Origin of the sequence: Streptomyces sp. NRRL B-3229, assembly GCF_000719505.1 — a bacterium.
Lineage (GTDB): Bacteria > Actinomycetota > Actinomycetes > Streptomycetales > Streptomycetaceae > Streptomyces > Streptomyces griseorubiginosus.
In genome coordinates this window covers 99,099-112,428 of sequence record NZ_JOGP01000011.1, presented here as the reverse complement: position 1 = coordinate 112,428, position 13,330 = coordinate 99,099, and the positions used below count along the sequence as shown (strand labels likewise).

The window sequence follows — 13,330 nt, the reverse complement described above, 5'->3', positions numbered from 1 at the left end:
CGGACTCGACACCTCCCACAGCTTCTCGCAGCCCGAGCGGTACGCGGCTGAGCGGCTGCCACGTCCACCGAGTCCTCGTACAGGCACGGCCCCGGCAACCTGTGCGAAGGCTGTGACGTGTCTCACCGGAACTCGCCCACACCGTACGTCAGTTCAAGACGTGACCACAGATATGCGAACCCGGGTGCGAAACGGAGATCCGGACGCCTTCGCGGAACTCTTCGACGAGTGCGCCCGCTCGGTGTACAACCACGCCTTCCGGCTGACCGCCGACTGGTCGCTGGCCGAGGACGTGATGTCGACGACCTTCATGGAGGCGTGGCGGCGCCGGACCTCCGTCGAGGCCGAAGGCGGCTCGCTGCGGCCGTGGCTGCTGGGCATCGCCACCAACGTCGCCCGCTCCCACCACCGCAGCAACCGCCGCTACCGCAACGCGGCGAGCGCCGCGGCCGCCGCGCACGCCGCCGAGGAACGGGTCGAGGACCACGCCGAGGAGACCGCCGGACGCCTGGACGACCGGCGCCGTATCAACGCCACGCTCGCCGCCCTCAGTCTGCTCAAGCGCCCCGAGCGCGAGGTTCTGACGCTGTGCCTGTGGGAGGGGATGGAGTACACCGAGGCGGCCCGCGCCCTCGGCATCCCGGTCGGCACCGTCCGCTCCCGCCTCTCCCGCGCCCGCACCCGGCTGCGCAAACTCACCGACGCACAACTGCTCGAAGAAAAACGGGAACCCACCCGCACGAACCGGCAGATAACAGGTGATCGCGGATACGCGGTCCGGTCCGCACAGGAAGGAAACCGATGAACGCCAGCCCCTCCCACCGGCCCCACCCGGCCGAGTGGACGGAGACGCAGAGTCTGCTGCCCTCCACCGAGCGGGATCTGCCGGCGGGCCGCCACCAGTTCCACAAGGAGCAGATGATGGCCCGGATCCACGAAGACCTCCGCACCTCCTCCCGTACGTCCGGTACCTCCTCCCGTACGTCCGGTATCTCCTCCCGTACCTCCGCCACCTCGCCGGTCGCGCCCGTGAAGCGCTCCAACCCGTTCCTGCGCCGTGCGATCCTCCTGCCCGCCGCGGCCCTCGCCCTGGCCGGCGCGGTCGCAGGCGGCCTCGCCCTCACCGGCGGCGGCGCGGACGACGGCCGGACCGCCCTGGCCACCGGCCCCGCACTGACCACCCGGATCGGCACCGCCGACGCCAAGGGCGCCCCCCGGCTCCTCGACCGCATCTCCCTGGCCGCCGCCGACACCTCCGCGCCCACCCCGCACAAGGGCCAGTACATCTACATCACCTCGAAGGTGGCCGACACCTACGTCAAGACCGTCGGCGGCAAGAGCGAGGCGGTCAGCAACGAACTGCACTCCCGCCAGGTCTGGAACTCCCTCGACGGCAAGGACGGCTGGCTGATCGAGGCCGGCCAGACCAGCGACAAGGGCATCACCCTGAAGAGCGACACCCCGTTCAGCGGCGCCTACAACGCCCTGGCCAAGCTGCCGACCGACCCCGCGGCGCTGCTGCGGAAGATCTACCAGGAGTCGGACGCCGTCCGGGACCCCGAAGTCCCGCGCGACCAGGCCGCCTTCGTCGCGATCGGCGATCTGCTGTTCGAGAGCTACCCGCCCGCCGAGGTCGGCGCCGCACTCTACAAGGCCGCGGCCAAGATCCCCGGCGTCGTCGCGGTGAATGACGCGGTCGACGCCACGGGCCGGCCCGGGGTCGCGATCGCGCGGGAGAGCGACGGCGAGCGCACCGAGTGGATCTTCGACAAGAAGACGCTGCGGTTCCTCGGCGAGCGCATCGTGGTGGTCAAGGCCACGGCGGGCGACCCCCTCAAGGTCGGTACCGTCACGCACACCAGCGCGATCACCGAGCGCGCGGTCGTCGACGCCGCCCAGCAGGTCCCCGGGCAGGTGAGCTGAATGCGCGACAGAACCACGAGCGCCTCGCTGGCCGCCCTGCTGGTGGCGGGGCTGATGACGGGCGTATCGGCGGCGGCCACGGGCTCCGGCCTCGGCGTGCAGACGGAGGACACCGCCACGGTCGCGGCGCCCGGCAACCCCGCCCTCGGCGCGCAGACCGCCGGCTCCGCCTCCGCGGACGGCCGGTACGTCACCCTCCTCACCGGCGACCGGGTCCGGCTGGACGCCCGGGGCCGGGTGACGGGCGTACGCAGGGCACCGGGCCGTGAGCACGTCCCGGTGTCCGTGCGCGGCGTCGGGGGCGATCAGTACGTCGTTCCCGCCGACGCCGCCGCCCTGATCGGCCAAGGCGTCCTGGACAAGCGGCTGTTCGACGTCAGCGGCCTGACACGCGCCGGCTACGACGACACCCGGCGCGGCACGCTCCCGCTGATCGTGTCGTACGAGGGCAAGCCCGCACAGCGCCGGAGCACCCAGAAGTCACTGGTCGCGGACGCGGACGCCACCGTGCGCCGGGAGCTGCCCAGCGTGGCGGGCGCCGCGATCACCGTGCCCAAAGCCGGGGCCGACGACTTGTGGCAGGCCCTCACCGAGGAGCAGGGCGTCGCGCGGGTCTGGCTGGACGGCCGGTTCAAGGCACCGGCGGAAGAAGACGGTGCGAAATCAAGGGAGGCGGCCGGGGAGGCGGGCAGCGGCGTCGCGCAGATCGGCGCCCCGGCCGCCTGGGCCGCCGGATACGACGGCAAGGGCGTCAAGGTCGCCGTCCTGGACACCGGCATCGACACCACACACCCGGACCTCGCCTCGGCGGTGAAGGCCTCGAAGAACTTCACCGGCCCCGACAGCACCGACGACATGGCCGGCCACGGCACCCACGTGGCCGCGACGCTGGCGGGCTCCGGCGAACGGTCCGGCGGCCGGTACAAGGGCGTCGCGCCCGGTGCCGGGATCCTCAACGCCAAGGTGCTGGACGACAACGGCGAGGGCAGCGACTCCGGCGTCATCGCCGGCCTGGAGTGGGCCGCCGGGCAGGGCGCCAAGGTGGCCAACCTCAGCCTGGGCCAGGAGGACACCCCGGGGGAGGACCCGGTCGAGGCGGCGGTGAACGCCCTCTCGAAGAGCACCGGCATGCTCACCGTCGCCGCGGCCGGCAACGAGGGCCCCGACGCGGGAACCGTCGGCTCCCCGGGGGCCGCGGAGTCGGCGCTCACCGTGGGCGCCGTCGACGGCGAGGACCGGCTCGCCGACTTCTCCAGCACCGGCCCGACCGCAGACAGCGCGCTGAAACCGGACCTCACGGCGCCGGGCGTGGACATCGTCTCGGCGAAGGCGACGCACGGCCACATGGGCGACCCGGCTGCCGACGGCTATGTCTCCATGTCCGGTACGTCGATGGCGACGCCGCATGCCGCGGGGGCGGCCGCGATCCTCGCCCAGCGGCACCCCGACTGGACCGGCGCACGGATCAAGCAGGCACTCACCGCGTCCACCACCCCGACCTCCGGCGCGACCGTCTACCAGCAGGGGACGGGCCGGCTCGACGTGTCCCGGGCACTGGAGGGGACGGTGGCGAGCGAACAGACCTCCGTGTCCTTCGGCAAGCAGCTGTGGCCCCACACCGACGACCGGCCGGTCACCCGGCACATCACCTACCGCAACGACGGCGACCACCCCGTCACCCTCGACCTGACGGCCGGCGCGACCGGCCCCGGAGGCAGCACGGCCCCCGAAGGCATGTTCACGCTGAGCACCACACAGCTCACGGTCCCGGCGGGCGGCACCGCCGATGTCGATCTCACCGCGGACACCCGCGTCGAGGCGGCGGACGGCACCTACTCGGGCACGCTGGTCGCCACCGCACGCAACGGCGCCGACCCGAGGGCCACCGCTCCCGCGACCGCCGACCGTACGACCGCCGACCGTACGACCGCCGACCCCACGGCCGTACGGACCGCCTTCGGCGTCGTACGCGAGGCCGAGGCACACGACCTCACCCTGAAGTTCCTCGACCGCGGCGGCAAGCCCACGAGCGCGCCGCTGACCGAGATCCTCGGGTACTCGGGCACGTACTGGACCACGAACCTCAGGGACTCCGAGCAGATCTCCAAGGGCGTGTACCGGGTGCGGGTCCCGCGCGGCGACTACGTCGTGGACACCGTGCTGGAAGACGCCGAGGGCACCTCGGCGCTGGTCCGGCCCCGGCTCTCCCTCACCGGGGACACCACGGTCGTCTTCGACGCGCGCAAGGCGAAGCCGGTCCGGATCACCGCGCCGCAGGGCGCGAAGATGACCGACGGCCAGCTCAACCTGGCCGTGGGCACCGGGGACACCGGGGACACCGGGGACCGCGGAGGCGATTCGCACAACAGCACCCTGTTCTGGGGGACGTTCAAGAACCTGCGCACCGCGACCCTGGGACCGACCGCCCCGGCCGGGAGACTCAGCACGCAGCTCGGCGGCCTGTGGCAGAAGGGCAGCACCACCTACCACCTGCTCCACAACCTGCCCGACCGCTTCCCCACCGGCTATCGGCACACCACGCGCATGGACGAACTGGCCCTGCTGAAGCGGAACTTCGGCTCGTCCGCAGCGCACCGCAAGGGCATCGTCAACGTCCTGTGGAGCGGCCCCACCCTGTCGCTCGGCACGGTGAGCGACCCCTTCCCGCTGCCGACGACCGCGAAGATCTACGTCACCACGCCCAAGGGCTTCAAGTGGACGGCCAACCTGGGCCAGCGAAACGCCTCCGGGGACGACGACGTCTTCTACGGCACGGAGAGCGCGAGGGCGTACCAGGCGGGCCGGACCTACGCGGCCACGTACAACGTCGGTGTCTTCAGCCCGATCACCGGCGGCCCGTACGGCGCACGGCGCGACGGCGACACCCTGGACCTGTGCGTCCCCGACCTCGCCGACGGGGCTGGTCATCCCGCCTCCTCCGTCGCCAGACGGCACACGACGGTCACCGCGGACGGCAGCGCCCTGCTCGACAACGACGGCGACCTCTGCCAGACCGTGGAGAAGCTCCCGCCCGCCCCGGCCCGCTACACGATCCGGACGAACCTGACCCGCCCGCCAGGCGTGGCCACGACCACGAGCCGCCTGACAGCGGCCTGGACCTTCACGTCCAGCCCGTCCGACGCCGGCGCGCTGCCCCTCTCCACGGTCCGCTTCCACCCGAAGCTGACCCCGACCGGCACGGCTCCCGCAGGCCGCCGTACCACGATCCCCCTCTCCCTCCAGGGCCCGGCGGCCACCCACCTGAAATCCCTGACGGTGAAGGTCTCCTACGACGCGGGCAAGACCTGGTCCCCCGCCCCGGTGACCACGACCCACGGCAAAAGGACCCTCACCCTGACCCACCCGGAGAACGCCCGCTCGGTCTCCTTCACATACACCCTGACCGACACCACAGGCAACACCTACACGGTGACGATCCTGAAGGCGTACCTCCTGACCTGACGTGGTCCAGACACTCCACGACGCGGTCACATGCCTGAAGCGTCCAAGGGCCGGCTTTGGAGGAAACCCCTCCCGAGCTGGCCCTTCTGTCTGTGCCACGGCAGGACTGGAACCTGCGATCCTCGCTCGAGGAGTTCGATCCACCCCCGCTTCTGGGGCCGTCGTCGGCTGATCCGAAGGCCGCCCCGAGGCGCTGCTGTATGCCGCCGTCCAGCCTCTTCGCTGTCATCCGTGGAGGTCACCCGCCGTCCCCGAAACAGCTCCGGAACTGGGCCGACCTCCAACGGATCGTCCGGCCGGTCCGCGCACGCCACAACGCCCGGCAAACCCGCCGACCGTCGTCCCCCCCCCCCCGGCTCCCAGAGCACCAGCCGCCGGACGTCATAGGCCGACGGCTCTCTGGCCTGTGCCAGCCTGAGGGGTTTCAAGTCACCGGCCTGGCCAGCCTGCGCAGGGTCCGCGCGGCAGGTGATCCGGGGTCGGCCGTGATCAGGACGACTTCCTGGTCGTCCTCGGGCACGAGCAGGACGTCACAGTTCAACCGCAGCGGGCCGGTCTCCGGGTGATCGAGGATCTTGGTGCGGTGCCCGGGGGCGTGCACGGGACGCGTCTGCCATATCTGCCGGAACTCCTCGCTGCCGACGTGCAGTTCGGCCAGCAGAGCGGTCACCTGCGGGTCGTGCGGGTACCGGTCGGCGGCCCGTCGCAGCCGCGCCACCACGATGTGCCCGAACTCCTCGATGCTGGAGCTCTCGTACATCCGCCCCTGGCCGAGGAAGCGGCGCCGGGCCAGGTTCGCCTTCCCGCCTCCGAGACCGCCGCCGAGCAGTGCCTGGGCCAGGGGATTCCAGGCGACGACGCCGTACGCCGCGTCGGTGACGACGGCACCGGTCTCCGGCAACCGCTCCAGCATCCGGGCCACATGCGGGCGTACCCGCCGCACGGCACTGATGCCGGGCGGCGCGCTCGATCCCGCCAGGCGGAACAGGTGGCTGCGCTCGGCCGGCGTGAGCCGTAGTGCCTGGGACAACGCGTCCAGGATCCGGGTGGACGGCCGCGGGCCGCGGGCCTGCTCCAGCCGCGTGTAGTAGTCGACCGACATGTGGGCGAGTTCCGCCACCTCTTCGCGGCGCAGCCCTGGTGTCCGGCGATCGGTGCCGGTGGCGGTGAGGCCGATCTCGCCGGGACGCAGGCCCGCCCGGCGCTCCCGCAGAAAGCGGGCCAGCTCCTGCCGTGCCATGCCGCTTCCTCCCACTGCCTGGTACAGGTTGTCCCTGGCAGCGCGCCCGCAGCCGGGGAACGGTAGTTGCCATGAACGATCGCACAGCTCTGGTCACCGGTGCCAACAAGGGCATCGGCAAGCACATCGCCCGGCTCCTCGCCGCCGAGGGCCTCACCGTGTACGTGGGCTCGCGTGACCGCGGGCTCGGACAGCGAGCCGTCGAGGAGATCGGCGAGGGCGCCCGCCTGCTGGTCCTCGACGTGACGGATCCTGACGGCATCGCACAGGCCGCAACCCAAGTGGACCGCCTCGACGTCCTGGTCAACAACGCCGGGATCTCACCCACACTCGCCCTGCCGGCCGACACCAGCGTCGAGGAGTTCCGGCGCACGTACGAGACCAACGTCTTCGGGGTCGTGGCGGTGACCAACGCCTTCCTGCCCGCCCTGCGCCGGTCCCCGCATCCGCGCATCGTCAACATCTCCAGCGGCACCGCATCGCTGACCTGGAGCACGAACCCCAACCCCCAGTTCACCCCGGGCAGCGGTGGCGCCGCCGCCTACCGGTCGTCCAAGGCCGCCCTCAACGCCCTCACCGTCCTTTACTCGCAGACGCTGGCCGAGGAAGGCTTCAAGGTCAACGCGCTAGCCCCCGGCATCCGAGCCACCGATCTCAACCCCCTGGCCGCCGCGGCAGGCAACGACCCGGCCGAGGCCGCCCAAGCAGCCACCCACCTGGCCCTGCTACCGGACGACGCCCCCACCGGCGCCTTCTTCTCCTGGGACGGAACGCCCGTCCCCTGGTGACCGACGCCGACTCGCACGCCCCAAAAGCGTGCCCCAGCGGCGGCCCTCCCCGGGCCGAAGCGAGCTTGGCAGCAGCGCAAGAAGGCTGCGCAGACAGGCGCGCGCATGGACAGCGGTTCGGCCGCTCGTCCCACCGGCGGCTCGTCCAGATCCGCCGGATCAGGCTGAGGAAGCCGATGCCTGTGTTGGCGAACTCGAAGAAGGCACCGAAGCCACGGAGCGAGCGGCCAACAGCGTTGCAGTGCTCCTGAGCCACTACGCCAAGTACTTGGACAGACGGCAGGCCGCGGCCAACCACCGGACCGCCGAACCCCTCAGCGAGAACACGGACCAGGGCGACGGACCCGACGCCGGCCCCTGACCCAGGCGCTCCTCACGTACACCGCGCCATGATGACCCCTGAACTCCGGTTCGGGGGCCCCGGCGTTCCCGGGGCGTGACCTGCGAATTCCTGACCTGCGGCCAGTTCACGCATGGGCCACGGCCCTCGATTGACGGCCGCTCAGAGCAGCAGACGCCTGTAGAGATTCTATTTCATGCGGTTTGTGCGGGTGATTCACCGCCCGTAGACGGCCTCGGCTGGCTAATTCCTACTTGGATGGAATCGCTTTTCCTAGGGTATCAAGGATTCGTGTGGAGGAATCGCTCCGCGGCGCCACAAGGGAAAGAATTGCTGCAACGATGAAAGTCAGTCTAAGACTTTCGGCGATTTTTTCCTGATTGGATATTGGCGGGATCATTGGAAGCGCGATCGCTGCTGCGGTGAACAGTGCTACTGGCAGCAAATGACGAAGTGCAATCTTGAGTCGGTCCTTGCGGATGGCTTCAGGAGCGTTCTCCAGGAGTTTATTCCGGTCGTTATTTAGTAGGGCGACGAACCCATGTGATAGTGACGTTGCGACTCTCTCGAAATCCTCTTCTGCGGAGGCGCATACAATTGGTTTTTTGTGCTCTCGCACCAAGTGTGCAATCTTAAGTGCCTCGGTAGCTGTCTGTGAGAAAACGTCGGCGTGCCAAAAGCCTATACGGGGTCGTAGGGTAAGTGAGTTCTGGCAGGCCCTCGCAAGGTCTTCGATGGATGCCACTGCTTTCCGTGAAGTTTGGGAAGAGTCCCACCGGGTGCGACTGCGTGAGATCAAGGCAGCCGTCTCGAGCATCGACCTTGCCGCAATCCTGTAGATGTTGCCGGTCCGGCCCATTCTGCGCCGCACGATCACCGCAATTATTGTCGTGTATGAGTAGATTGCAACAAAAAGCGACATTGGAAATATTGCGGCCATCGCGGTTGCAGCTGCCCATGGTGTCTGTAGGGCAGAGTAAGACAGTGCGGAGAAGAGGTAAAGCAGGAACGATGAATTAAGATAGTTTTTCAAGAGGCGGGAGCGGCGGTATCGTCCATTGAGTGTGCGAGAGGTGAGCATGATAGCCGCCATCGAGCATGCTCCGATTGTAAAGCCGATGCCGGATGGGCGCGCGGCAGCTTCTTTGGCCCATGCCAGCGTTCCCGCTAGAATGCCGAAGAATGATATGCAACTTACGAGATAGTATGCAGGCATCCAGAGTTGAGTCAGATGCATAGTCGTAACTCGTGGGCGGCAAATAATCCGCCGTACGTCTTTGCGCAACTCTCTCCGCTGCACTGCATTAAACCCTGGCAAGTCATCGACTGCTTGCATGGTGTCGCGGATGATACGGCGAGAGGAAGCAATTGCCACTCGTCGAAAGGGGGCGGTGGCGATGGTTGTTGGGCTGGCCATGCCGAACAGTATTCATCCTCGTTGAGGGCGTGTCTCGAGTTCTCTGATCGGGCGTTCGCCGGCCGTAGTCGGCTGATGCGCTGCCACTTGGGTGCGGGCGACTTGGGGCGACGCTCGTGCAGCGCGCCGTGCCCACGCGGCTCGGTTGGGTTGAGGTCGAAGCGGCTGGGGGGTGTGGATGCAGATCCTCAGGCCCTCAGTACCTGCTGTTGACGAGTGGGTCGGAGGTGTGTCGCGACCGCTGAGAGACAACGAGAAAGAGCGGGAGCCAGTGAGACTGACTCCCGCTCTCTCGTGTCGGCATCCGCCCGGCTCAGCGCATGATTCTTGCTGGCTGTGTGGCGAGTGCCCCCGGCAGGATTCGAACCTGCGCACACGGCTCCGGGGGGCGGTTCGGCTGTCTGCGTTCACCCTGGTCATGGCGGTTCCAGGGCCCCGGAGTTGCCTTCCTGTCCACAGACAGTCCACAACCCTTGATGCCTCAGCGCATGCTCCCTGTTAGGTTGATCGCCCGTTCCGGTCAACGTGGAGGGGGGGCCGTGGAGTTCCACGGTTCACAGGTGCCATTTGCGCGCGCAGTCGAGAAGAAGTTGCTGGGGGTCGAGGTTGTCAATGTTGAGCAGCTGCTTGCGCTGAACGAGCGCCAGCTTCGGATGTTGCCAGGGATCGGGCCGACCACCGTGTCGCACATCGTCTCGGTGCTGGAGGAGGCAGGACTATCTCTAGCTACCGACCCATACGCGGCGTATGAATGTGCCCGCCATTCAGAGGTTGCCCGAGACGCCGAACTGCGGGCCTACTTCTTGTGTAACTCGTGCAGGGAGGCTTACGCCCATCGTGCCTTCGGCGATCGGGGACCGGAGTGGGTTTCGAGGGAGCAGATCGACGGATACTGCGGCCATTGTAATGAATTCCGAGAAGTGCGCCTCTCGCAGTGGTTTCTTTGCGGTACCTGTGATCGTGTCGTGCGGTCGATCGGGCGAGGCATTGCATCCGCCAAATTTGTTGAATCGGAGTGGGCGGACAAATTCCGAGAGGCGCCGGACTTGTCACTTCGGGAAATTGATCCGGTCGAGTTGCGCCCTCGGGGGCAGCGGTCGGACGCGGATCGGGTGGCGGCAGCCGATTTTGTGGCCAATTACGCGTCAGGTGAAGTCGCGCTGGGGATCGAACTGAAAAGCGGCCGCAGTGCACTTGCTGGAGGGGGCATAGGGAGTCCCATGTCTCAGTTTCAACTCGACACAACCGACTGCGATGACATAACGGCAGCCGCAGTAGCGTTGAACGCCCCAGTTTTCTTGGTCCACGCCCAGGTCATCGGTCGAGCGCATGCACCGACAGAACGGTATGTAGGAGTGGGGTTGTGGTTCGCCCGGCCGTGGGACATGCTTCAGCACTGCGAATCTGTCCGAAGACGTCCGCGCGAAACGAGAGACGCTGCTTACTTCAAGACCGCCATGTTCCGACCCTTCACAGAGTTCCCTACTTATGTGAAGAGCAAATTTCCTTCCGATTTGGAATCCATGCAACGCGATGGTTTTCCTGTCCTGTACCGGCGCTGACTTGAGTGACGCACGGCGTCATTGTCCTGGCTCGCTGGTTGGTGAACTGCCCCCGCAGCTCAGAAGCTGTCGCAGGTCATCAGCCGTCCGATCGAACTCGGGTTCGTCCAGTGACGCCGCATAGATTTCCCCCAACGACCTCGTGGGAGGGTGCCCCGTGAGAGAATCCCGCCGTGAAACTGATCGAGAACACCGAGGCACGACGGGTGGAGGCGCTCAGTGTCCTTGCCCCTGAGACCCAGGCCGCACTGGGGCAGTTCTTCACCCCTGCACCAGCCGCCGCCCTGATCGCCTCAATGCCTCGCCTTGACGCGGTGAATAACACAGTGCGTGTTCTGGACCCCGGCGCCGGGGTCGGCTCGCTGACCGCCGCACTGGTGGCCCGACTGCACGAAGAGCGTCCCGGCGTGGACGTTCACGTCGTTGCTGTGGAGACCGACCCACAGGTCGTGCCCTACCTGCGTACCACGCTCAAGGAATGCAGGGACACCTACGGCACCACTTTCGACCTCGTGCAGGGCGACTACCTAACCGACGATGACGCACTCATCGACGGGCCGTTCGACCTTGTCGTCGCCAACCCGCCCTATGGAAAGCTCGCCGCAGGCAGCCTGCACCGTACGCGCATTGCGCAGCACCTGGTCGATACCAGCAACATCTACACAGCCTTCTGGGCGAGGGCGACAGCCGCCCTCGCCCCCGGCGGTCAGATCGCGATCATCGTGCCCCGCTCGTGGGCGAACGGCACCTACCACCGCGCCTTTCGTCAGTGGGTACTCGACCGCACCAGCCTCGACCTCCTTCACGTCTTCAAGAGCCGCAACACAGTGTTCGCCGACACGGGCGTCCTCCAGGAAAACGTCATCGTGGTCGGCACACGGGGCGACCAGCAGCCACACGTCGTCCTGTCGGCGTCGATTGCGCACGATGACGCCCCGCTCCGCCGCACCGTCCCCTTCGACGCGGTAGTCATGCCCGGGGACCGCGAGCGGTTCGTCCGCTTCGATGATTCCGCTGTCGTGCCACCGGCCGTCTCATTCACCTTGGCCGACCTGGGCCTGGGCGTCAGCACGGGCAAGGTCGTCGACTTTCGTAACCGCGAACACTTGACCGAAGACCTCGGCGCCGACGGTGTCGTGCCAATGATCTACCAGGCCAACGTTCGTGGCGGAGAGATCGAGTGGCCACAGCGCCCCGCGAAGAAGCCGCAGGGCTTCTTCCCCAGTACCGAGGCCGCCCGCAAACTGCTCCTGCCCGAAGGGCACTACGTCGTCATTAAGCGCTTCTCTGCGAAGGAGGAGAAGCGGCGCGTGGTCGCGGGCGTTTGGAAGCACGAGGGCCCGGTTGCCTTGGACAACAAGACCAACTACCTGCACGAGAACAAGGGGCCGCTCGACCCTCAGCTCGCGCACGGGCTGATGCTCTGGCTGAACTCCTCGATGCTCGACGCGATCTTCCGCACTTTCTCCGGGCACACCCAGGTGAACGCTGGGGACGTCAAGACGCTTCCCTTCCCCTCCCGTGATGACCTGGTGCGCTTGGCACAGAACGCGCCGGAATGGCTCCCGGAACAGACGAAGCTCGATGCCCTCGTCGCTGACTTGTTCCCAGTTGTCGTAGGCTCCCCCGGATGATCAGTAATTTACGAGCGACTATCGACAATGCCAGTGCCCTCCTGCAAGCTTTCGGCTTTGACAGGGTCCGCTGCAATAGCAGGTCTGCCCTTACAGCCCTCGCCCTGCTCGGCCTGGATCCTGGCCAACCGTGGGACACAGCTACCAACCCGCGTCTCGGCGTCACGGAAGTTATGGGCGTCATAGCGGAAAGGTGGGGCAAGGAGTACGCCCCGAACTCGCGCGAGACCTTCCGCAAGCAAACGCTCCATCAGTTTGTCGATGCGGGGTTCGCTGAGCACAACTCCGATGCTCCCGAAGGGCGCGCGGTTAACTCCTCCAAGAACAATTACCGGATCGCTCCAGCTGCTCTGTCAGTAGTGCGCCTCTTCGGCACCGGGGGGTTCCAAGACGCCCTGGACGATTGGCTAGCCGGAGCTCCTACTCAGCAGGCCGCTTACAGGGCCACCCGCGAGTTGCAGATGCTCCCGGTCACGCTGCCCGATGGCTCTGTGTTCCGCCTCTCTCCCGGTGGCCAGAACCCCCTGATCCGGGACATGGTCGAGGAGTTTTGCCCTCGTTTCGCCCCCGGCGGGCAGGTGCTATACCTGGGGGACGCAAAGGATCACCGCTACGACATCCGCCAAGACGACGCCTTCGCACGTCTGGGGCTGACCTTTGACGAACACGGCAAGAACCCGGACCTCGTTGTCTACGACGAGCAGCGCGGTTGGCTCTTCCTGATGGAGGCCGTCACTTCTCACGGACCGATCGACTTCGGACGGCGTGAGCACCTGAAAAACCTCTACGTGACGGACAAGGCAGGGCTGGTGTTCGTGAACTGCTTTCCGGACCGCGCCACGATGCGCAAGTGGCTGGTCGACCTTGCATGGGAGACCGAAGCCTGGGTGGCTGACGCGCCTGACCACCTCATCCACCTGAACGGCTCACGGTTCCTCGGCCCCTATGAGTGATTCCTAATGCG

9 protein-coding genes are annotated in these 13,330 nt (G+C 67.3%); 7 read left to right on the top strand and 2 right to left on the bottom strand.

The window, feature by feature from the left end; genetic code table 11:
• Positions 1–160 precede the first annotated feature (160 nt).
• The 3 genes from IF54_RS0119535 to IF54_RS0119525 are packed head-to-tail and all read left to right on the top strand — an operon-like array spanning position 161 to position 5,385.
• Positions 161–805, top strand: a complete 645-nt coding sequence (locus IF54_RS0119535; protein WP_037820249.1) for an RNA polymerase sigma factor — start codon at positions 161–163, stop codon at positions 803–805.
• Entirely contained in the window at positions 802–1,923 is a 1,122-nt protein-coding gene (locus tag IF54_RS0119530) for a CU044_5270 family protein (protein WP_030320357.1), read from the top strand. The genes IF54_RS0119535 and IF54_RS0119530 overlap by 4 nt, the downstream gene beginning before the upstream one ends.
• Positions 1,924–5,385, top strand: coding sequence for a S8 family peptidase (locus IF54_RS0119525; protein ID WP_030320356.1), 3,462 nt, complete (start codon positions 1,924–1,926; stop codon positions 5,383–5,385).
• A gap of 424 nt (positions 5,386–5,809) precedes the next feature.
• Here the strand turns inward: IF54_RS0119525 and IF54_RS0119520 are convergent, their stop codons facing one another.
• Positions 5,810–6,625 (bottom strand): helix-turn-helix transcriptional regulator, encoded by an 816-nt coding sequence (locus tag IF54_RS0119520; protein WP_030320353.1) that lies wholly within the window; start codon positions 6,623–6,625, stop codon positions 5,810–5,812.
• A gap of 71 nt (positions 6,626–6,696) precedes the next feature.
• Between IF54_RS0119520 and IF54_RS0119515 the strand changes: the two genes are divergently transcribed.
• The gene (locus tag IF54_RS0119515) at positions 6,697–7,413 is read left to right on the top strand and encodes an SDR family oxidoreductase (RefSeq protein ID WP_030320351.1); all 717 of its coding nucleotides are present in this window, start codon (positions 6,697–6,699) and stop codon (positions 7,411–7,413) included.
• Positions 7,414–8,003: 590 nt separating this feature from the next.
• On the opposite strand, the gene IF54_RS42725 is transcribed toward IF54_RS0119515, so the two are convergent.
• On the bottom strand, positions 8,004–9,170 hold the full coding sequence (locus IF54_RS42725) for a hypothetical protein (protein ID WP_159002159.1): 1,167 nt from the start codon (positions 9,168–9,170) through the stop codon (positions 8,004–8,006).
• 539 nt (positions 9,171–9,709) lie between these two features.
• On the opposite strand from IF54_RS42725, the gene IF54_RS42720 reads away from it, so the two are divergent.
• The 3 genes from IF54_RS42720 to IF54_RS0119500 all read left to right on the top strand — a co-directional run bounded on the left by IF54_RS42720 (position 9,710) and on the right by IF54_RS0119500 (position 13,319).
• A complete protein-coding gene (locus tag IF54_RS42720; protein WP_159002157.1) occupies positions 9,710–10,732 on the top strand; it encodes a hypothetical protein in 1,023 nt (340 codons plus the stop codon).
• A 173-nt stretch (positions 10,733–10,905) separates the two neighbouring features.
• Positions 10,906–12,366 carry an HsdM family class I SAM-dependent methyltransferase gene (locus IF54_RS0119505; protein WP_051735479.1) on the top strand — a complete coding sequence of 487 codons (1,461 nt, stop codon included), beginning with the start codon at positions 10,906–10,908 and terminating at the stop codon, positions 12,364–12,366.
• The gene (locus IF54_RS0119500) at positions 12,363–13,319 is read left to right on the top strand and encodes a BsuBI/PstI family type II restriction endonuclease (RefSeq protein ID WP_030320348.1); all 957 of its coding nucleotides are present in this window, start codon (positions 12,363–12,365) and stop codon (positions 13,317–13,319) included. Before IF54_RS0119505 ends, IF54_RS0119500 begins: the two co-directional genes overlap by 4 nt.
• The last annotated feature ends 11 nt before the right edge of the window (positions 13,320–13,330 follow it).

What these genes read in the sequence shown, in the direction of transcription:
- IF54_RS42725 (WP_159002159.1), bottom strand. Translation starts at nt 9,170, where the DNA reads ATGGCCAGCCCAACAACCATCGCCACCGCCCCCTTTCGACGAGTGGCA.
- IF54_RS0119530 (WP_030320357.1), top strand. Translation starts at nt 802, where the DNA reads ATGAACGCCAGCCCCTCCCACCGGCCCCACCCGGCCGAGTGGACGGAG.
- IF54_RS0119500 (WP_030320348.1), top strand. Translation starts at nt 12,363, where the DNA reads ATGATCAGTAATTTACGAGCGACTATCGACAATGCCAGTGCCCTCCTG.
- IF54_RS0119525 (WP_030320356.1), top strand. Translation starts at nt 1,924, where the DNA reads ATGCGCGACAGAACCACGAGCGCCTCGCTGGCCGCCCTGCTGGTGGCG.
- IF54_RS0119520 (WP_030320353.1), bottom strand. Translation starts at nt 6,625, where the DNA reads ATGGCACGGCAGGAGCTGGCCCGCTTTCTGCGGGAGCGCCGGGCGGGC.
- IF54_RS0119515 (WP_030320351.1), top strand. Translation starts at nt 6,697, where the DNA reads ATGAACGATCGCACAGCTCTGGTCACCGGTGCCAACAAGGGCATCGGC.